Raw genomic sequence first — 18321 nt, 5'->3', positions numbered from 1 at the left:
GCCCGACGGCCATGGCGGCTGGCTGCTTCGGGGGGCTTGCCTTGGGCAGGGCTGCAGCTTAGGTTGATGACATTGGTCAGCAACCTGAGCCGAACATTACAGTTCTGTCAGGTTGCTATTTCTTTCTTGTAGCCCATCCAGAAGGCTCAGTACTGTCTTTCATGCCCTCATAAAGCCTTGCGAATTTCTTGAGAGGGCATGCTCGGCAGCGATGCCTAAGCTACTCAGGGTCATTCGCACCCGCGGATAAGACCACCAACAATTAAGAGAGATTGTCACTATGTCGAATAAATCCAACGTCGCTACCGGTGCCGCTCTGGCTCTCGTGGCCGCCAGCCTGTTTGCTACCCTGCCTGTCCAGGCCGCCCAGGACACCAAAGCAGCTGAAGTGAAGTGCTTCGGCGTCAACGGTTGCAAGGGCCAGAACGACTGCATGACCGCCAAAAATGCCTGCAAAGGCCAGGGAGAATGCAAAGGCCAGGGCTTCAAGCTGATGACTCAGGCCAAGTGCGATGAGGCCGGTGGCAAGACCAGCGAATAATGCCGTTGCGGGGAGTGCCTGCCACTCCCCTGCTGGAGTCTTGAATGAGTAAGCGCAAAACACTGGGTTTCGGTCTTGGCCTTCGCAGTGAGTATTACCAGCAGATTCTTGAACAGCGACCTGCGGTCGACTGGTTTGAGATCATTTCCGAGAATTACCTGGTGTGCGGTGGCAAGGCCCTCTACTTTCTCGATGCGATTGGCGAGCAATACCCGTTGGTGATGCACGGAGTATCGCTGTCGATCGGCGGTTCGCATAACCTGGACATGGGCTACCTACGACAGCTCAAGCAACTGGCGGACCGGATACAGCCCCAGTGGGTTTCCGACCACTTGTGCTGGAGTCGCGGCAACGCCCATCAACTCCACGACCTGCTGCCGCTGCCATTTACCCAAGAAAGCCTGCTGCATGTCGCCGCGCGGGTGCGTCTAGTGCAGGATGTTCTGGAACGTCCCATTGTGCTGGAGAACGTTTCCTCTTACGTGCAGTGGAAGACGTCCAGCATGAGCGAATCGCAGTTTCTCTCGGAACTGAGTTTCCTGACCGGTTGCGAATTGCTCCTTGACGTGAACAACGTCTACGTCAGCGCACGAAATCAGGATTTTGACTCATGGCAGTTCATCTTGGAATTGCCGCACGAGCGGATTCGTCAAATTCATCTGGCCGGGCATAGCGATTACGGGCAATACCTCATCGACACCCACGACCAGCCCATCGCTGACCCGGTTTGGGCGCTCTACAGCAAGACTTTGAGCTACTTGGGTCCAACGTCGACGTTGATCGAGCGGGATGATCATTTTCCACCGTTCGAGGATCTGTTATCCGAGTTGGAGCATGCCCGAGCTATCGCCAATGGCGTGATATCGAGGGCAACCCTTTGAGCCTGAGCGCCTTACAGACTGCATTTGAAACTTACCTGACAGATGGTGCCCTGCCCTCCAACGAGCTTTTGGAGCAAGTCCGGGGTTGCACTGCGCTGAGTGCCCTCGAAGGCCTGCGGATCTACCATAACGCCTATCGCTCGCGCCTGCTGGCGGTGCTGCGCGAGGATTTCCCGGCGCTGCAGCAATGGCTGGGAGAAGAGTCGTTCGAGCAACTCGCACTGGCCTATTTCACCGCCTGGCCACCACGGCATTTCAGCATTCGCTGGCTTGGTGAGAAGCTGCCCGAGTTTATTGGCAGCTACATTGCGGAACCTCAACTTTCACCGATTCGCGAACTCGCGGAGCTTGAGTGGGCTTTTACACTGGCTTTCGATGCGCAGGACGTCGAAGCGCTTTCACTGCAGGCCATCAGTGAGTTTTCGGCTGAAGACTGGGTTTCATTCAGGGTTTCCCTGACTCCATCTGCCAGATGGCTGCGATTGCAGTACAACACCCTGGCGCTGTGGAAGGCTGCCAAGTCTGGGGATCTGCTTCCCGTTGCCACCCAACCAGCCGGGAATCGAGACTGTCTGGTCTGGCGTCATAACCTCGTATGCCAGTACCGAAGCCTGGAGCCAGAAGAGGCGTCAGCATTGCGGTTTTTCGTCGAGGGTGGATCGTTCGCCGAACTCTGCGAGTCATTGAGCGCAACACATGGAGAGCAAGCCCCCCTGCAGGCCGCAACTTGGTTGAAATTGTGGGTCAACGAAGGTTTGCTAAAGCTCAGGGCAACTATTCACGAATGACCCGGAACCTATAGGCTAGCGACTTCTCTTTGGCCACTCCCGAGCGCGTCTATGACACACCGCATCATTCATTTCAAACAGCAAGCCTTGCTGGACCCAGAGACTTACCAGGCGATGCTGGCCGACGGCGTAGGTCATTGGGAGGCGCTTGTAGGAAAAGTCGTCGGAATAGAAGACGAGAAAAGCCGTAAGCGTCCAGTAATCCCATCCCTTGATCCTTAGGCTGCACAGCGCTGCCCACTCAGCACTGACACACCAGAAACAAAGCAGCTGACTGAATACCTAAAAGCAGCTCCATTAACCGGGCTTTCAAGGTGAGGTTATGGTCGGCCTGCTCTGCTGCGGGTCATATGGATGAGTGCTGATCTACGACTATCCAGAGAAGTTCTCTCTTCGACAGCAAAGGGCAAGAAGCCTAGTTTTGGATAAAGCAGCAAGCCTGCTGTATTTTCATTGAAGCACGAGATCTGCACCTCTGTGGCGTCATAGCGGTCGAACGCCAGAGCAGTCATCGTCTCCACGATGAAGGTCGCCACACCTTTACCTCGTGCCTCTTGGGCAACGATGACATTGCCGATACAGCAAACTCCACCCGTTTCAGCCCGATAAAAGTTAGCAAAGCCGACGATGCTATTCCCGGCCTCGACAATCGTCGAGTCGAATCGTTGAGTAATAGCGTTAGACAGCTGAGCTTCAGTCAGAGGGTATTGAGCTTTCGGGAACATATAAAACAGTTCCTGAGCGTTAAGGGGAAAGCTACAGATAGTTTTGATGTCATCAGCCTTCACTGGCCTGTGTTGCAATATCATCGCGCGTCCTTGAGGTCTATGCATTCGGCATTCTAGCTCACCACTATTTGCTCAAACACCTTGCCTGGTTATCGGGGCACCCATTGATGCGGCAGCAGCTCCGCAATCTCACTTGAGCGCTGCGTCGGCAGGCGCGTGAGGACGTCCTTCAAATATGCATACGGATCATGCCCGTTGAGTCGCGCTGACTGGATCAAACTCATGATCGCCGCTGCCCGTTTGCCGCTGCGCAGTGAACCTGCAAAGAGCCAGTTCTTGCGCCCTAATGCCCATGGCCGAATCTGGTTCTCTGCCCAGTTGTTGTCTATGGGTACCGCCCCGTCATCGAGATAACGGGACAGCGCCGTCCAGCGTTTCAGGCTGTAATCCAAAGCTTTGCTGATAGCCGAGCCATCGTGCACCAGCTGGCGTTGGGCGATCATCCAGGCATGCAAGGCGTCCATCACCGGCGCAGCTTTTTCTTGCCGTATTCGGTGGCGTAAATCCGGCTCCAGCACTTGGACTTCGCTCTCGATTTCGTACAGCAGCTGGATGTACCTCAAGGCCTGCTCGGCAAGCTGGCTTTTATTGGTGGCGTGTAGCTCGAAGAACTTGCGCCGTGCATGGGCCATGCAGCCGATCTCGGTGACGCCGAGTTCAAAGCTGGCCTTGTAGCCGCCAAAATCATCGCAGACCAGCTTGCCCTTCCAGTCTTGCAGGAAGTTGCGGGCGTGTTCTCCAGCGCGGCTGGGGCTGAAGTCGTAAACGACCGCTGCCAAGTCCGAGTACTGGCTGGTGGCGTAGGCCCAGACATAGGCGCGATGGGTTTTCTTCGCGCCCGGCGTGAGCATCTGCACCGGCGTTTCATCGGCGTGGATCACATCATGCCCAAGCACCGCGTCGCGCAAGGCATCGACCAGCGGCTGCAACTGCACACCACAGTTGCCGACCCATTGGGCCAGCGTCGAGCGGGCGATGGCCAAACCGGCCCGACCGAAAATCGATTCCTGGCGGTAGAGCGGTAAATGATCCGCGAACTTGGCGATCATGACATGGGCCAACAGCCCTGCGGTTGGGATGCCCTTGTCGATGACCTGGGCCGGAACCGGTGCCTGGATCAGGGTTTCGCACTGATCGCAGACCCATTTGCCACGGATGTGCCGCTCAACGGTGAACACACCCGGCGTGTAGTCGAGTTTCTCGCTGACATCCTCGCCGATACGCTTGAGAGCGCAGCCGCACTGGCAATGGCTGTTGTCCGGTTCGTGGTGGATCAGAGTGCGCGGAAACTGCGGCGGCAAGGCAGTGCGTTTAGGTTTTTGCCGAACCTCGGTCGAAGCGGGAGCAAGTTTCAGCGCTTCAAGTTCGGCCTCGATGGCTGCAAAGTCGGTATCGATCAGGTCATCCAACAGACTGGCTTGATCCGGGCTCAGTTGCTCGCTGCGCTTGGCGAACTTGAAGCGCTTGAGCTGCGCAATCTCGTGGGTCAGCTTTTCGATAACCGTTTGGTCGCGGTGGATCTTCTGGCCCATGGTCTCGACTTTCTGATCGAGACTCTCGACGCGCTGCATCAACTGCGCCGCCAGAGCGCGCAGTTGTTCAGGGGGTAGTTGGTCGAGATTGGGCAGCGAAGTCATGCCGCCGATCTTGCCAGAGCCGGCTAAAACCGACGATAGGCTCATCGGACAATTGCACGGCCTGGGTGGTCATGGCAGGCGTTATACGATGGAAATCGCGCTGCCAGGCCCGACTCTTTGCCATGGCAAACCCAGCACTAGGGCATGCAGTTGTTCTGCACCCAATTCCATCTGAGCGCCGTGTCGAGAACCCGGCCAGAAGAACTTGCCTTGATGCAGGCGGCGCGCCGCCAGCCAGATACCCAACCCATCGTGCACCAGCACTTTCATGCGATTGGCGCGGCGGTTGGCAAACAGATAAGCACAGTGCGGCTGCGCCGCACCGAACACCGCCACCACCCGCGCCAGCGCGGTGTCGGTGCCGGCGCGCATATCCATCGGCTCGGTGGCGAGCCAGATGGAGTCGATGCGGATCATCGCAACAGGTCTCGCAGAAAGGTCGCGCAGGCAGCAGCGCTTTCGGTCGGCCAGTTCACTTTGACGGTGCCGCGCGGGTGCGGGATTTCCAGACAGATAGTCAATGATGCGGCTTGTGAATTTGCTCCGGCTAGCTGCAAGGGCAGCGGAATGAAAGCAGGTTGCAGCGCCATGGTTTTCGGCGTTTGCACGCGAATCCATTTATGGACGAGGTTCGCGTTGAGGCTGTGGCTCAGCGCGACATTGGCAATCGAGGCCCCGGGCTGGGCGCACTCTTGAATGACCTGGGCCTTGAAGGATTTAGAGTAGGAACGGCGTTGTGGCTGCATGAAAGACCCGCTTAAAAGGCTAGAAATGGTGTCCACTTAAATCAGGTGGACACCATCGCCTTTGGTGTCGGGGTCAGGAAGGTGTGTTGGCCGGACGCATACGAAAAGCCACGAGTTCGCCGCATTGAAAAGCCTGTTCAAGCGAAAGCGCTACTCCTATGACACGCTGGAAATGCGCGAGCCAGGCGATCACTCAAACTGGCTTCGCGGCCGAGATGGGGAAGAAGGTATTACTAACGAGGTCACCAGTATCCACGGGCTGAAAGAGCTCTCAGAACTGGAGATTTAGTCGGTCGGCAGGCCAGCGCTCAAGCGCTGACCTGGGCCGCATAACCAAGCTCCTGGATCAGCTCGCGGATCGATTCGGCACTTTCTGTGCTCTCTACAGTGACCTTGCCGGCTGCCCGATCCACCTCTATGCGTGCGTCCTGATCCAGCGTCTGGATGGCCTTCGTGATTTTGCTGACGCAACTGCCACAACCCATACCCGAAACATTCAGGCTGAACATCTCTCTCACCTCATTTCGTCCGCGGCTCAAGTTACCGCACAGACAGCATCGACCTTGACACGATGGCAAGGTCAAGTGCGCAAACGCAACAGTAAGGCTCAGCCGTTGTTCACAGGCATCAGGATGGGGTTCGATGAACACACCACTACGTGCCTTGCGCCCCTCGTAAGGGCGACATACAGATTCTGAGCGGTCATAAGTTCAGGATGCAGAACAACCGAGACATCCGCCTCGAGCCCCTTGAGAAGTAATGTGCTGCCTACCGAGCGTCTTGCGATGGGGCGGGCAAGGTGTCGATTGCGTTCTCGCGCTTGAATGGCTGCACTCAGAAAGTCGGCTGTACCTCCCGCCACAGCTTGCATAGCGGACCGGCAGCAGTGCAGAACTTCCGGTCGGTACATCCGTGCCCCCGGCTGTTCGGCGAGGGCGTTGAGCACAAGGAGTGCTCGCTGCGGTGTTGGCTCCCCGACGAATGCGACGGCCTCGGCCTCGGCTGGGGTCGGTGGCGTTCGGGCACGTCCTGTGCGCAGAGACTCCACACGCGTTCGCAGGTTTGCTGCACCTACCCCCGTCATCACGCTTGAAGCAAATTCCGCAAGTTGTGCCAGAGCATTGGCACCCTGCAGGTTAAAGTTCCTGGCGAAGTTGACGAGGTCCCTTAGGTCGACGGCTTCGACGGCCATGGCGCCGGGTGTCTGGCTCGTGAGCTGATGGCGACCTTGCACGTTGATGGAGTCCCCGATGATGAGGACGCTGCCCCGAGCGTTGGGTGACTCGGTTCTAGCGGCCACCAGCCGCTGCTGGACTTCGGTCCCGGCGTTGAGCTGCACCCAGCGCACTTCTGCCGGAGCCGTGCGCAGATCCACCGGCTGGCCAACTTGAAGTTGCTGCCGTATGGCGAGTAGCCACTGCCCAAGGTTCTCAGCTCCGGCCAGCCGCCAGCGCCAGGGTATCCTCAGCTCTCCTGCCGCGGGGAACAGGGGCTGCACCTCATTCGCCCAATGCACCAGTCGATTGCCACGAAAGTCGAAGATGGCTTGCATTGGGTCACCGAGCACGCAGGTCGGTAGCACCTGGGCCAAACCTGACACGATGGCGTGCTGGACGACGTTGCAGTCCTGGTATTCGTCGACAAGCAAGCGCGCGTAAGTGGCACGGAGAGGCTGAGCAAGGTGGCCTGCCTGCAGTAACAGCATGGCGGCGTGCCGAATTGCAGGGTAGTCGGTGTTGGGCTGGTGGAGCTGTAAGATCTGTGGGTTATGGCCGCTTCGCGCTGGGAACTTAGCGATGAGGCGCATCGAGAATCCATCAATGGTGGAGACTCGATATGCGGAGTTAGGAACGCCGGCTCGTCTCAGGCGTGCCCGTAAGGCCGCAACGCCTGCGTTCGTGTGCGTTAGTACGAGTATGGGTTTGCTCTGCCTATGCGCGATGAGCGTCTCGGCAATCAATTGCGTTTTTCCACAACCTGCGGGGGCTGTTATGGAGCCACGCTCGATAGCGAAAAGATCGATCTCAAGGGGCACTTGTAAACGTCCAGAGCTGATTCGTGACTGCCATGAAGCCCTGGTCGGCGTTCTGTAGAGACGGGCCGACGATGTCCCTTGCAACCTCCTGATAGGTTGTCAACGACTTGAACCACCCGCTGTTGCGGATACGAGATGCAGCTCCCAAAAGCTCTCGCGTCGCGGGCAAGTAGCCCTGAATAAGTCTTTCAGCTTTGATGTCATGTAGTGTCATACGTCCTTGGGACTTCGTCTGGATGTGCGCATTCATCAGCTCTGCACCCACTATTGTTTCGGCTTTCGCCAGAAGTGCATCGAGTGCTTGGTCACTGAGATGGCGGAAGATCTCGTCCTCCAGAGTGAGACCTGGTCGCCATGTCAGAATTTGTCCGCCTGCGGCCAAGAATGCTTCAGGTAGCCCTGCGGTCGAAGGTTTGTCGGCGTCTACAAAAACCATCACGCGATAGCCTAGGTTCTGAAGTGCCGTTCCGCGGATAAGACTGTTATCGGGACTTCCCCCGCCGGCGTCCACATAAGCGCCACCATGAGCCAGGAATGAGGTAGCGCCAAGGCTGCCCCACCATTGGTCAAGGCCACGCGCGAAGCCAACCTCGCTGGCACCCTCGCAAACGATAATGGATTTGGCGAGGAATGCCTCTGGGTCCTTCCGAAGGGTACTTTGTACTTCGTTGGCCTCCCCTGCCGCCATAACGCTGTGGCGTTGAGGCCCAGACCGAACAACGAATAACTGGCTGCCGGACAATTCGCGCAGCGCGACCGGTGAGTGAGTCGTCATGAAGACCTGCAGCGGAGCGGCAGCGTCCTTTGCGCCCAGGGAGTCCAGGAATCGCATGAGCCGATGAGGTTCAAGCCCATATTCCACCTCATCGACAAGAGCAATTGGCGCGGCGCTAGCTGCAGCTCTTTGCAACCCTGCCACTAGCAATCGCGACGAGCCCGTGCCAAGGGAGCGAAGGGGAATGCCTGTGTCGCTGTGCAGCGCGATCGCACCCTCGCCAATCGACACAGAATGTGCGTCAAGGAGTGCTTGTGGCATCGCTCCAACCGAAACCCCAAGATGCTGAGCCGTGCGTTGCACCACCTCAAGCGTCTGAGTTAGATGTCCGACGGCTTGATTGCCAAAGTTCGCTCTTGCTTGCCTCGCGGCGCGCGCAAGTTCGGCACCTAGCTCTGCACGCTCGTCAGTAAGTCGATTGAGCACTGAGCCACGACTCCACGACAAGTTCGAACTCGCAAAGCTGCCGATACGGGCGGGTGCTAGTGCCGCTCGTTCCTTCCAGGGAAGAGTGCGTTCGAGTTGCTGCTGCTCCGCACGCTCAGAAAAAAGTGTCCAGGTAGGTTCCAAATCGGCACCAACTTGCAGAAGCAAGGTGATAACGGTCTCCAGCCCCGCTCGCGGTTCGTCTTCGACTTCTCCCGTTCCTGGATTGAATCCACGCAAGAACTCGCCGTAAACATCGATATCCATCAGCGATACCGGCAAATCGCCAAGCGTCACACTGATGGTGATGGGTGTTTCGACGTTCAGAGCGAAGAAGTCCATGTCGCCGAACGTGCCGCCCCGGCGGGCACCGACGCAAAGGTCAATCGCATCTAGAATGCTGGACTTTCCACTATCGCCAGGACCTATGAGGCAGTTAATTCCTGGGGCCGGCACCCAGTCGAGCGCCTGGATAGATCGGAAGTTGCTGATAATCAGTCTGCGAATGCGGGCCACGGAGAGTCCTCATGGGTTAACGACGACCAGTCTCCTACCCGCAGCGGCAACAGTCCATCGAACGTCACCTCGTCACTATGTGTTGCGACAGATAGGTCGGACCGGAAACTACCGTACGGCATTTTCCGGTCAGATGCGCTTCTGAATAATCACCTGGTCGGTGGTATGGAAGCCTATCCGATGTCCGTTGATTTCAACCTCAGAGCATTGAAGACCACCGACGCCGAGCTGACACTCATCGCCAGCGCAGCAATCAAGGGCGACAGAAGATGCCCCGTCAGCGGGTACAGCAGCCCCGCTGCTAGCGGGATTCCCATCGCGTTGTAGAGGAACGCAAAGGCGAGGTTCTGCCTCATGTTTTTCACGGTTGCCACTGACAGGGTGCGCGCTCGCAGGATGCCCATCAGATCTCCCTTGACCAGCGTCACTTGGGCGCTGTTCATCGCCACATCGGTACCGGTGCCCATGGCGATACCTACGTCAGACCTGGCCAGGGCGGGCGCATCGTTGATGCCGTCACCCGCCATGGCGACACGACGGCCATAGCCCTGCAAATCGGCGACCAGTTTCTCCTTATCCTGCGGTTTGACCTCACCATGCACTTCCTCGATTCCGAGCTGCTTCGCCACGGCTCTTGCTGTGGTGAGGCCATCACCAGTGGCCATGATGACCTTTACGTCTTCGCTTTGAAGCTTGGAGACAGCCTGTTGAGAAGTAGGCTTGATCGGATCGGAAACGGCCAGGAGTCCCGCCAGGCGACCATCAACGGCCAAATAGATGATGCTGATGCCTTCCAGACGCAGTTGCTCGGCGCGATTGCGCAGCGGGGTAATATCGACGCCCGCCTCGTCCATCAGTGCGGTGTTGCCGAGCTGCAGCTGATGGCCATCGACCTGACCGCGCACGCCAATACCCGAGCCCGACTCGAAAGTGTCCGGCTTGACCAGTGCAATGCCTTGACCCCGCGCATGATCGACGATGGCATGAGCCAGCGGGTGCTCACTACCCTGGTCGAGACTGGCAGCCAGGCGCAGCACTTCATTGGAGTCGTAACCGCCTGTCCCTTCCGCACTATGGAATACGGGGCACCCCTCAGTCAGGGTTCCGGTCTTGTCGACGATGAGCGTGTCGATCTTGCATAGATTTTCGATGGCGCTGGCATCGCGGAACAACACACCGCTGCTAGCGGCCTTGCCAGTCGCAACCATGACGGACATCGGGGTTGCCAGACCCAGGGCGCAGGGACACGCAATGATCAGCACCGCCACCGCATTGATCAGGCCAAATACCCAGCCAGATTCCGGCCCGAACAGCCCCCAGCCGAAGAAGGTCAGAATCGCGATCAGGATCACCCCGACCACGAAATACCCCGCAACGGCATCGGCCATACGCTGCATGGGTGCCTTAGAGCGCTGGGCCTTGGCCACCATCAGCACGATCTGCGACAGCATGGTTTCGGCACCGACTTTCTGCGCCTCCATAACTAGGCTGCCGTGGGTGTTTAGGGTGGCACCGATAAGGGCATCCCCTGCCCGTTTGGTCACGGGTAACGGTTCTCCAGTAAGCATCGATTCGTCGACTGCGCTCTCACCCTCCAGCACAGTGCCATCTACAGGAACCTTCTCGCCTGGCCGGACACGCAGATGATCGCCCTGATGGACATGGGTTAGAGGAATGTCCTCTTCTACTCCATCGGGCATGATGCGCCGCGCTGTCTTTGGTGCCAGTCCCAGCAGCGATTTGATAGCTGCGGACGTCTGCGAGCGGGCCTTGAGTTCGAGCATTTGGCCCAACAGCGTGAGTGAGATAATCACCGCGGCTGCTTCAAAATAGACGCCGATACGTCCGTCCTGGGCAAAAGCCGCCGGAAACCACTGCGGAACCAAGGTAGCGGCCACGCTGTAGAGGTAGGCAGCGGCCGTTCCCAAACCGATCAGGGTCCACATGTTGGGGCTGCGGTGCCGGATGGAGTCAATGCCGCGGGCGAAGAACACCCAGCCACCCCATAGCGTCACGGGCGTCGCCAGAGCCAGCTCGACCCAGTTCTGGGTCGTGCCATGAAACAGTTGCAAGGAATGGCCAGCCATCGCCAGCACGGTCACGATGACGGTCAGCGGTAGGGTCCACCAGAATCGCCGAGAGAAGTCCTTCAGCTCCGGGTTTTCCTCCTCTTCCAGCTCCGGGATGACAGGCTCCAGCGTCATGCCACAGATCGGGCAGTTGCCAGGGGTCGGTTGGCGAATCTCTGGATGCATCGGACAGGTATATGCGGCTCCTTCTGGTGCCGATATCGTAGGGTGACTCGTATGCTGATGTGCTTCATGAGACGAGTGGCCCATGTACGAGTGGGGATCAATTTGAAACTTCTGCAGGCATTTGGCACTGCAGAAGCGATAGGTCTTCCCTTCAACGCTCTCGCGGTATGGGCTATCAGATTTCACCTCCATGCCACACACCGGGTCGCGCTGGCTCTCGGAGTGGGCGTGCGAGTTATGTGAATGATCCTGGTCATGATGGCAGGAGGTCTTTTGCATGCGATCTATGTCCTTTCTTCGTCCTTGGAAACAGCGGTGCTGCTGGAGTGGGAGTGCCCGCCGTGATTGTGGCCAAACAGATGCATCAGCGGGCATAGCAGCAGGATGAGGTACGGCAGGGCCTGCGAAAGATGACCGTAATGCTCACGCGCTACATAGAAGATGCCGATTACGGCCAGCATGATCAGCGCAATGCCAATCTTGCTCTTCCAAAAAGGCGGCTCAGTGGTACTGGTGTGATGGGTATGGTCCACGACAATAGCCTCGTTTCAATGGCGGCCGGATCAGTATAGGTGTCTCAGACTGGACGGAGTTGGCGAGTATCAATAAACGTCAGCGTACGGTCACCTTACCGACCATTCCCGACTGATAATGTCCTGGAATATTGCAGGCGAACTCCAGTTCGGTGGCGGCGGAGAAGGTCCAGATCAACTCTTCGCTTGCTCCAGGTCCGACAAGAACACTGTTGGGGTCATCGTGTTCCATACCGACCATCTTCATGCCGCCCATGGCATGGCCCATATTGCTCATGTCATGCACACCTGTAGGGGACAGCGTGCCGTTCTGAAACATCGCGGCCATCTCTTTCTGGTGCGCGGCATGGGATGCCGCTTTGCCAAGATTGAATTCGTGTAGCAGTGCACCGTCATTTTTCAGGACGAAGCGAACTGTCTCGCCTGCTTTGATCTCCATTGCTTTGGGTTCGAAGAAGATGTCCCCCATCCGGACTTCGATGGTGCGATCTACTGCCTGACCGTCTCCCGGTTGCCCAATACTGTCTTTCTTGTGGCCCGGGCTGGCCAGCGCATTGGCAGCACTGAGCAGCAAGCCAAGGGTGGTGATTATGAAAGCGGGTCTGAGTTTCATGGTGTGCCTCTGAGGTGTTGAGGAGGGATGAGTCCCGATGCTAATGAGGTGCAGCTGGCGGTACGCTGACGTGAAAACTACATCGCAGTAAGGTTCGTCAAATCGGTGCTACCCAGCTCGCGGCCAACGGGTAGCACCGGTGCCGGACTAACGCAGAGCAAACTCACCGACCATCCCCGCCTGGTAATGCCCAGGCAATGTACAGGCGAAGCTCAAACTGCCCGCCTTAGGGAAGGTCCACACGAACTCTTTGGTTGTGCCGGGCTCGACGAGAACCGCGTTCGGGTCGTCATGCTTGGCTTTGATGACTTCCGGATAGCCTGGAGGGTTGGAGTCTCCCGTGCCATAACGCTCATGCCAGACAATGCGCTCGGCCATGCCGGTCGGGGTCAGTGTGCCGTCCTTGAACAAGGACGCCATCTTGCGCTGGTGCTCCAGCTGGGACGCTGCCTGCCCGATGTTGAACTCGTGCATCAACGCGCCCTCGTTCTTCAGAACGAAGCGCACGGTTTCACCTGGCTTCACATCGATCGTTTTCTGGCTGTAGTTGATGTCGTCCATCTTTACCAAGATGGTACGAGTCGCTGGCGTCGCCTGGGCCTGCTGCCCAATGCCATTGCTACTGTCGCTGGTCTCGGCAAATGCCGGAAAAGTGGTGCTGATCAGCAGTTTAAGAGGGATGCGTTTCATGGTGAGACCTCGCTAGGTAGGCTGGAAATCTCATGCTATTCCCCGCTTCCTGCCAGGCCGCTGACCCCAAAACTACAATTGCGTCAGCTTGAAAAAAGCACGGCGCCATTGAGGCGCCGCTAGGTCAAAGGAGCAATCACGGAAGGCCTGGAAGATGGGGGAAACTCTTACTTATGGCACTCTTTGTCGGCCATCATCAGCTTGTGCTCGCGAATCATTTGACCCAGCACGTCGTCTACTAACTTGTCGTGTTTTTCCATCCAGGCCAAATGATCTTCGGCAGACATGCCTGGAGCAGGATGTTCATTGTGCAGCTGACCCATGAGGTCTTCGAGCATGTTCATGTGCTCCTTCATATGCACATGCCGCTCGCCGACTGGGGCCTTCTCTGCCTGGATCAGCACGGCTTCCGCTTTGTCGCGCATCTGCTGCATGCGCTCAAAGGTACGATCACCCCCCCCTTCGGCCCAGACCATAGAAGAAAGCAGCAGCGAACCAACCAGAAGTAAAGGTTTCAACGAATTCATAGGGGCAGTCTCCATCAGGGAAAGCTGTAATCGGCACTCTGCTTTGGGTCTTAACGAGAGCCGTGAGCACAACCCAGTGCTCATGCTTGCACCCTAGACAAAGCCCCCTGTCAGTGACCTGAAGCCAGGATTACATTTTCGTAAGCTTCTGGTTGGTGGTGCCGTTTGCCTGCAAACTCAGGCCACCCGACTTTTGGAATCTGCTCGCATGAAACTACTTGTAGCTGAAGATGAACCCAAAACCGGTGCGTACCTACAGCAAGGTCTTACCGAGGCCGGATTCAATGTCGACCGGGTCATGACAGGTACAGATGCCCTTCAGCATGCTCTGAGCAAGTCCTATGACCTTCTGATCCTGGATGTGATGATGCCTGGATTGGACGGGTGGGAAGTGCTGCGCATGGTGCGAGCGGCAGGAAAAGATGTCCCTGTGCTGTTCTTGACCGCACGCGATGGTGTGGAAGACCGCGTTAAAGGTCTGGAGCTTGGCGCGGACGACTACCTGATCAAGCCATTTGCTTTCTCAGAGCTTCTGGCCAGGGTCAGAACGCTGTTGCGCAGAGGTAATGGCTCTCCTACGCAGACCACTATGAGAATTGCTGATCTGGAAGTCGACCTGATGAAGCGGCGTGCGATCCGTGGCGGGAAAAGAATTGACCTGACGGCCAAGGAGTTTTCCCTCCTGGAATTGTTACTGCGCCGGCGCGGCGAGGTCCTCCCGAACCCCCTGATTGCCTCTCAGGTTTGGGACATGAACTTCGACAGCGACACCAACGTCATCGAGGTTGCTGTACGCCGGCTACGCGCAAAGATCGATGATGATTTCGATCTCAAGCTGATCCATACCGCCCGCGGCATGGGGTACATGATGGATGCGCCGGAGTGAATATGAAGCACCTTTCGCTGACAGCACGCATGAGTCTGATGTTCATGTCTGCGGTAATTGCAGTTCTGACGGTAGCAGGACTGAGTTTCAATATGCTCAGTCAGCACCACTTCAGAATGCTGGATCGGCAGGCCCTGGTTGAGAAGCTCGAATCAGCCAAGCATATCCTCAATAATGCCCGCGGCGGAGCAAGCCTTTCCGAAGAGTTACCGCAATTGCGAGCCTTGCTGGGAGCGCATCAGGACCTGGCGGCAACCATCCTTTCTAGCGACGGCGCGGTTCTCTTTTCCGATCCCAGAGCAGTCGAGATTCCTGAAAGCTTCAGGCGTGCTAACGAGCAGAGCATGTGGGAGTGGCAGAACGGACAGCACATGTACCGCGGTATGACGGCACAAATTTCGGTAGCCGACCAACCTGAACCACTTACAGCCCTGCTGATTCTCGACGTCACCAATCACACACACTTTTTCGACACGCTGCAGCGATGGTTCTGGGTTGGATTGATCATCAGTGCTCTGGTTAGTGCCGCGTTAGGCTGGGTGGTTGCTCGAAGCGGCCTCAAGCCTCTGCGGCAAGTCACTCGCGTGGCCTCCGGGATGTCCGCCCGATCATTGCAGGAGCGAATTCCTCTCGAACCAGTACCGCAAGAACTTCAGCAGTTAGTTCTGTCCTTCAACGCGATGCTGGCTCGACTTGAAGAGGCCTTCATTCGACTCTCCAACTTCTCGGCGGACATCGCACACGAACTACGAACACCCGTTAGCAACCTCATGACCCATACTGAGGTGATCTTGAGCCATAAGCGCGACATCACCGCTTACGAGGAGAATCTCTACTCCAACTTGGAAGAATTTAAGCGCATGTCACGAATGATTGATGACATGCTGTTCTTGGCCAAGGCTGATAATGGCTTAATCATCCCAGAGCAAGCCAGGATCGAACTGGCTGACGTAGTCTTCAAACTGTTTGACTACTACCATCTACTGGCCGAAGAGCACGGAATTGGACTATCGCTCATTGGCACAGGCCAAGTACTGGGAGATCGGCTTATGCTTGATCGTGCGCTATCCAACTTGTTGTCCAATGCGCTGCGCTACACGCCGGCGGGAAAGACAATTTCGGTTCTGATCCGCCAGGCAGCGGACTCCACCACCTTCAGCATCGAGAACCCAGGGGACACAATTAGCTCAGAGCATTTAGAGAAGCTCTTCGACCGCTTTTACCGGGTCGACCCCGCTCGGCGGGAGGGAAGCCCGAGCAACGCCGGGCTCGGACTTGCCATCACCCGATCCATCATTGAGGCTCACAAAGGCCGCATCTGGTGCACCTCAGCCGCCGGCCTCACGGGCTTTCACATCGAATTGCCCCATTCCAGATGATGCCGATCTGGCGGTAAGTAGGCTACAGCTAAACCGCTAGCCCAACTTGACAGGGTGGGTGCAACTCGACTGAGCGCAGATTGCATTCGCCATCCAGATAGGTAACGAGCGGTGAGCTGACACCAGATCACCCCATTCGCTCTCGGGTAGTAGTTTATGAAGTTTGAAAACGGCATACCCCACGCTTGCCTCGCCAATCCAATCCAATGCTCGAATGGCTTCCCCCGCTCCAGTAGCGCCTAGAGCCATCAACCATCGAGGCGCATACCGAATCGACACGGTGGTCTTGCCTACCTGAAGCTCCCTAGAGCGTCCGTCGGTTAGAAAGACATAGCGAACTGGAACCTGTGTGCTCAGCCCTAATTTATTCGCGGCACGAGCCCCGTGGTCGACCAGCACTTCACCCAGCGCATTAGCCAGCGAGTGGACAACCTTCTCCGGTGCCGGCGGGCGCACGCCGAACCGAGTTTCGACTGCGGCAACATAAATGCCCCGAGCAACGCGAAACAGCTTTCCACCTTCGACCAGGCGAGAGAGTCCTCGCTGCACAGCATGGCGAGAACCATGATGCAGGAATCTGCTAGGTGTCAGAACCTCACCTTCTGGAAGCTGTTGAATGATGTCCAGGATTTTCTCCGGAAGAGCCTTCATTGTCCTGTCAAACCTCGTGAGTGGCCCTGCCAAGAACCACCAGAGGTGGCGACCATCTCATGCGGGACACATCATCGAACAATAGACCTGGTGCTTGGCTCCGTCCTGTGAGTACAGGCAATCTCTGTGCGAGTAGGTCTGGCCTGATGCCGTTTTGAAGTCGTAGCCCAAGACTCGTTCGTCCCGGTCATAGACCCTTATCAGCTCGGTCAGCTTCTCCATCGTCCAGTCATTGGATCCATTCAGCCTCGCAGGCAGTACAACCTGGACTGCCTCGACCAGCGTTCCCTCAGCGCGTCTTTGTAGCATGAACACTTGACCATTTCACTCAACGCGGGCGAATGGGAAGAGAAAAAACTAACGCCTTACCAGGTGGTCGTCCTTTGGAGCGAGTGGTCAGCAGCTGCCCGCGGGCGACTGAAAAATGAGCTGGAAATAGCCCGGCAAGAGAACATAAAAGCCAAAAAAGACAAGCAGGCATCCCGCAGTTACCTCTTCTTTGTGGGTGCCCAGGATGCCAAGAACCCTGCAATTTTCCATGTGCTGGATCATCGACTCATTTGCACCGCACATGACGAGCTGGTGTTCCCAGTGCGCAGCTAGGTGCAGATCGGGGCCGCGGAAGGCGGTCTTATGGCAGTCCCTCGGGCCAGTTTGAGATGTGTTGTAGCGCACTCAGTTGCCCAGGGAACACTCCTGTGCTCTCGACATAGCGCAATGCGGATTGCCCATCGCTCCAGCCTACGTACTGCATCAGCGCTTTGATATCCCAGCCGCTGCGGGTGGCCCAGGTGGCAAACCCGCGGCGCAGCGAGTGGCTACTGTACAGCTCCGAAGGCAGCCCTGCTGCCTGCAGTACGGCGCGCATGAGTGGGACAACGCTATTTGGGTGCAAGCCCTGCTCACCTAAGTGCCCCCAGCGATCAATTCCACGGAATACCGGCCCGCGTGCGATACCCGCAAGACTGATCCAGTCGACGTAGGCTTGTACTGGGCACAGCCTGGCCAGCGCCGGCGCGTTGAAGGTCTGGCCTTGGTTGTCCCGATCACCTTTGCTCCAGGGCAGGAACAGTTGCATGCCCTCCCCGGTCCGCACCTGGATGTGTTCGACCTGCAGGCGGCACAGCTCATCGCTGCGAAACGCCCGCCAGAAGCCAATCAGCATCAACGCACGATCGCGACAACAGCGCAGCAACCGCGGCCAGTCGTCCTCCGCTCGTGCTCTCCCCTCGGCCTGCTCCAGCCACAACACGCACTGCTCGAGTTGGCGTAATTGCAGCGGCTCGGCCTGCTTCTCCTGACGCGGATGCAGGGTACGGATTCCCTTGAGGATCTGGCGGACCAGGGGGTCTTGGTCGGATCAGGGAAGCCTTGGCTGACGTGCCACTGCGCCAGTGCCGCCAGGCGCAGCTTGAAGGTGTTACTGGACAGCGTGGCGGCGTGATCGACCAGGTAGCGCACGATGGCATCGCTGGTCGCCGGCAGAAAGCCACCCCAGGTGACTTCGAAGTGTTCGAGCGCCTGCTGGTAGCTGCGCCGCGTGTTAGCGCGGGTACCGGCCTGCAGGTACCGCTCGATCTCCTGGCTCATCTGAGCGCATCCCCTTGGTGTACCGGTGAGCGACTGTCAAACGACAAAAATGGCGCTTCACCTT

Annotated in this window: 22 protein-coding genes; 7 read left to right on the top strand and 15 right to left on the bottom strand. The window is 57.4% G+C overall.

All coding sequences use genetic code 11. The annotated features are described in order from the left end of the window. Positions 1-280: 280 nt before the first annotated feature. Genes ACGLHT_RS27475 through ACGLHT_RS27465 form a run of 3 tightly spaced genes read left to right on the top strand, consistent with a single transcriptional unit; the run spans position 281 to position 2210 of the window. Positions 281-541, top strand: a complete 261-nt coding sequence (locus tag ACGLHT_RS27475; RefSeq protein ID WP_004577564.1) for a membrane protein — start codon at positions 281-283, stop codon at positions 539-541. 44 nt (positions 542-585) lie between these two features. After that, positions 586-1422 (top strand): DUF692 domain-containing protein, encoded by an 837-nt coding sequence (locus tag ACGLHT_RS27470; protein ID WP_103462452.1) that lies wholly within the window; start codon positions 586-588, stop codon positions 1420-1422. Continuing rightward, entirely contained in the window at positions 1419-2210 is a 792-nt protein-coding gene (locus tag ACGLHT_RS27465) for a DNA-binding domain-containing protein (protein WP_024616823.1), read from the top strand. Before ACGLHT_RS27470 ends, ACGLHT_RS27465 begins: the two co-directional genes overlap by 4 nt. Before the next feature lie 320 nt (positions 2211-2530). Here the strand turns inward: ACGLHT_RS27465 and ACGLHT_RS27460 are convergent, their stop codons facing one another. The 4 genes from ACGLHT_RS27460 to tnpA all read right to left on the bottom strand — a co-directional run bounded on the left by ACGLHT_RS27460 (position 2531) and on the right by tnpA (position 5381). Continuing rightward, entirely contained in the window at positions 2531-3019 is a 489-nt protein-coding gene (locus ACGLHT_RS27460) for a GNAT family N-acetyltransferase (RefSeq protein ID WP_023662054.1), read from the bottom strand. A 68-nt stretch (positions 3020-3087) separates the two neighbouring features. Then, entirely contained in the window at positions 3088-4635 is a 1548-nt protein-coding gene (tnpC, locus tag ACGLHT_RS27455) for an IS66 family transposase (RefSeq protein ID WP_023662053.1), read from the bottom strand. Positions 4636-4716: 81 nt separating this feature from the next. Beyond that, positions 4717-5052 (bottom strand): IS66 family insertion sequence element accessory protein TnpB, encoded by a 336-nt coding sequence (gene tnpB, locus ACGLHT_RS27450; RefSeq protein WP_031324885.1) that lies wholly within the window; start codon positions 5050-5052, stop codon positions 4717-4719. Then, positions 5049-5381, bottom strand: a complete 333-nt coding sequence (tnpA, locus tag ACGLHT_RS27445) for an IS66-like element accessory protein TnpA (protein WP_031324883.1) — start codon at positions 5379-5381, stop codon at positions 5049-5051. Before tnpA ends, tnpB begins: the two co-directional genes overlap by 4 nt. A 124-nt stretch (positions 5382-5505) precedes the next feature. Here tnpA and ACGLHT_RS27440 point away from each other — a divergent pair, with 124 nt between their 5' ends. Next, positions 5506-5670 (top strand): hypothetical protein, encoded by a 165-nt coding sequence (locus ACGLHT_RS27440; RefSeq protein ID WP_274121119.1) that lies wholly within the window; start codon positions 5506-5508, stop codon positions 5668-5670. A gap of 19 nt (positions 5671-5689) precedes the next feature. On the opposite strand, the gene ACGLHT_RS27435 is transcribed toward ACGLHT_RS27440, so the two are convergent. From ACGLHT_RS27435 to ACGLHT_RS27400, 8 genes are all read right to left on the bottom strand, one after another. Continuing rightward, complete coding sequence (locus ACGLHT_RS27435) at positions 5690-5890, bottom strand: heavy-metal-associated domain-containing protein (protein WP_103462450.1); 201 nt, start codon at positions 5888-5890, stop codon at positions 5690-5692. 98 nt (positions 5891-5988) lie between these two features. Next, positions 5989-7416 carry a UvrD-helicase domain-containing protein gene (locus ACGLHT_RS27430; protein WP_103462449.1) on the bottom strand — a complete coding sequence of 476 codons (1428 nt, stop codon included), beginning with the start codon at positions 7414-7416 and terminating at the stop codon, positions 5989-5991. Beyond that, the gene (locus ACGLHT_RS27425) at positions 7406-9133 is read right to left on the bottom strand and encodes an ATP-dependent endonuclease (RefSeq protein WP_003139541.1); all 1728 of its coding nucleotides are present in this window, start codon (positions 9131-9133) and stop codon (positions 7406-7408) included. The genes ACGLHT_RS27430 and ACGLHT_RS27425 overlap by 11 nt, the downstream gene beginning before the upstream one ends. 173 nt (positions 9134-9306) lie before the next feature. Beyond that, positions 9307-11667: a heavy metal translocating P-type ATPase gene (locus ACGLHT_RS27420; protein ID WP_023095628.1), complete on the bottom strand. Its 2361-nt coding sequence runs from the start codon at positions 11665-11667 to the stop codon at positions 9307-9309. Between the two features lie 5 nt (positions 11668-11672). Continuing rightward, positions 11673-11921: a DUF2933 domain-containing protein gene (locus ACGLHT_RS27415; RefSeq protein WP_003246761.1), complete on the bottom strand. Its 249-nt coding sequence runs from the start codon at positions 11919-11921 to the stop codon at positions 11673-11675. A 79-nt stretch (positions 11922-12000) separates the two neighbouring features. After that, the gene (locus tag ACGLHT_RS27410; RefSeq protein ID WP_004577569.1) at positions 12001-12534 is read right to left on the bottom strand and encodes a plastocyanin/azurin family copper-binding protein; all 534 of its coding nucleotides are present in this window, start codon (positions 12532-12534) and stop codon (positions 12001-12003) included. Between the two features lie 147 nt (positions 12535-12681). Then, complete coding sequence (locus ACGLHT_RS27405) at positions 12682-13224, bottom strand: plastocyanin/azurin family copper-binding protein (RefSeq protein ID WP_274121120.1); 543 nt, start codon at positions 13222-13224, stop codon at positions 12682-12684. Positions 13225-13391: 167 nt separating this feature from the next. Next, positions 13392-13751 (bottom strand): co-regulatory protein PtrA N-terminal domain-containing protein, encoded by a 360-nt coding sequence (locus ACGLHT_RS27400; RefSeq protein WP_274121121.1) that lies wholly within the window; start codon positions 13749-13751, stop codon positions 13392-13394. A gap of 208 nt (positions 13752-13959) precedes the next feature. Between ACGLHT_RS27400 and ACGLHT_RS27395 the strand changes: the two genes are divergently transcribed. Both ACGLHT_RS27395 and ACGLHT_RS27390 read left to right on the top strand, forming a co-directional pair. Then, on the top strand, positions 13960-14637 hold the full coding sequence (locus tag ACGLHT_RS27395) for a heavy metal response regulator transcription factor (RefSeq protein ID WP_274121122.1): 678 nt from the start codon (positions 13960-13962) through the stop codon (positions 14635-14637). A gap of 2 nt (positions 14638-14639) precedes the next feature. Further along, positions 14640-16016: a heavy metal sensor histidine kinase gene (locus tag ACGLHT_RS27390; RefSeq protein WP_181005135.1), complete on the top strand. Its 1377-nt coding sequence runs from the start codon at positions 14640-14642 to the stop codon at positions 16014-16016. A 36-nt stretch (positions 16017-16052) separates the two neighbouring features. On the opposite strand, the gene ACGLHT_RS27385 is transcribed toward ACGLHT_RS27390, so the two are convergent. Continuing rightward, entirely contained in the window at positions 16053-16667 is a 615-nt protein-coding gene (locus tag ACGLHT_RS27385) for a DUF6088 family protein (protein ID WP_004374692.1), read from the bottom strand. Positions 16668-16982: 315 nt separating this feature from the next. On the opposite strand from ACGLHT_RS27385, the gene ACGLHT_RS27380 reads away from it, so the two are divergent. Next, positions 16983-17270 carry a hypothetical protein gene (locus ACGLHT_RS27380; protein ID WP_016487034.1) on the top strand — a complete coding sequence of 96 codons (288 nt, stop codon included), beginning with the start codon at positions 16983-16985 and terminating at the stop codon, positions 17268-17270. 28 nt (positions 17271-17298) lie between these two features. On the opposite strand, the gene ACGLHT_RS27375 is transcribed toward ACGLHT_RS27380, so the two are convergent. Both ACGLHT_RS27375 and ACGLHT_RS27370 read right to left on the bottom strand, forming a co-directional pair. Continuing rightward, positions 17299-17832 (bottom strand): site-specific integrase, encoded by a 534-nt coding sequence (locus tag ACGLHT_RS27375; RefSeq protein ID WP_274121123.1) that lies wholly within the window; start codon positions 17830-17832, stop codon positions 17299-17301. Further along, positions 17832-18257: a hypothetical protein gene (locus tag ACGLHT_RS27370; RefSeq protein WP_274121124.1), complete on the bottom strand. Its 426-nt coding sequence runs from the start codon at positions 18255-18257 to the stop codon at positions 17832-17834. The genes ACGLHT_RS27375 and ACGLHT_RS27370 overlap by 1 nt, the downstream gene beginning before the upstream one ends. Positions 18258-18321: the final 64 nt, after the last annotated feature.

This window comes from Pseudomonas sp. PsB, assembly GCF_043658375.1.
In the GTDB taxonomy this organism is placed as follows: domain Bacteria; phylum Pseudomonadota; class Gammaproteobacteria; order Pseudomonadales; family Pseudomonadaceae; genus Aquipseudomonas; species Aquipseudomonas putida_Z.
Note: the sequence above shows the minus strand (reverse complement) of the source record. Positions and strands in the feature narration are given on the sequence as shown.

Bases quoted from the DNA above. Each gene is read 5' to 3' on its own strand.
- ACGLHT_RS27475 (WP_004577564.1), top strand. From the start codon at position 281: ATGTCGAATAAATCCAACGTCGCTACCGGTGCCGCTCTGGCTCTCGTG.
- ACGLHT_RS27470 (WP_103462452.1), top strand. From the start codon at position 586: ATGAGTAAGCGCAAAACACTGGGTTTCGGTCTTGGCCTTCGCAGTGAG.
- ACGLHT_RS27460 (WP_023662054.1), bottom strand. From the start codon at position 3,019: ATGATATTGCAACACAGGCCAGTGAAGGCTGATGACATCAAAACTATC.
- tnpC (WP_023662053.1), bottom strand. From the start codon at position 4,635: ATGACTTCGCTGCCCAATCTCGACCAACTACCCCCTGAACAACTGCGC.
- tnpB (WP_031324885.1), bottom strand. From the start codon at position 5,052: ATGATCCGCATCGACTCCATCTGGCTCGCCACCGAGCCGATGGATATG.
- tnpA (WP_031324883.1), bottom strand. From the start codon at position 5,381: ATGCAGCCACAACGCCGTTCCTACTCTAAATCCTTCAAGGCCCAGGTC.
- ACGLHT_RS27435 (WP_103462450.1), bottom strand. From the start codon at position 5,890: ATGTTCAGCCTGAATGTTTCGGGTATGGGTTGTGGCAGTTGCGTCAGC.
- ACGLHT_RS27420 (WP_023095628.1), bottom strand. From the start codon at position 11,667: ATGCAAAAGACCTCCTGCCATCATGACCAGGATCATTCACATAACTCG.
- ACGLHT_RS27410 (WP_004577569.1), bottom strand. From the start codon at position 12,534: ATGAAACTCAGACCCGCTTTCATAATCACCACCCTTGGCTTGCTGCTC.
- ACGLHT_RS27405 (WP_274121120.1), bottom strand. From the start codon at position 13,224: ATGAAACGCATCCCTCTTAAACTGCTGATCAGCACCACTTTTCCGGCA.
- ACGLHT_RS27400 (WP_274121121.1), bottom strand. From the start codon at position 13,751: ATGAATTCGTTGAAACCTTTACTTCTGGTTGGTTCGCTGCTGCTTTCT.
- ACGLHT_RS27395 (WP_274121122.1), top strand. From the start codon at position 13,960: ATGAAACTACTTGTAGCTGAAGATGAACCCAAAACCGGTGCGTACCTA.
- ACGLHT_RS27390 (WP_181005135.1), top strand. From the start codon at position 14,640: ATGAAGCACCTTTCGCTGACAGCACGCATGAGTCTGATGTTCATGTCT.
- ACGLHT_RS27385 (WP_004374692.1), bottom strand. From the start codon at position 16,667: ATGAAGGCTCTTCCGGAGAAAATCCTGGACATCATTCAACAGCTTCCA.
- ACGLHT_RS27375 (WP_274121123.1), bottom strand. From the start codon at position 17,832: ATGCTGATTGGCTTCTGGCGGGCGTTTCGCAGCGATGAGCTGTGCCGC.
- ACGLHT_RS27370 (WP_274121124.1), bottom strand. From the start codon at position 18,257: ATGAGCCAGGAGATCGAGCGGTACCTGCAGGCCGGTACCCGCGCTAAC.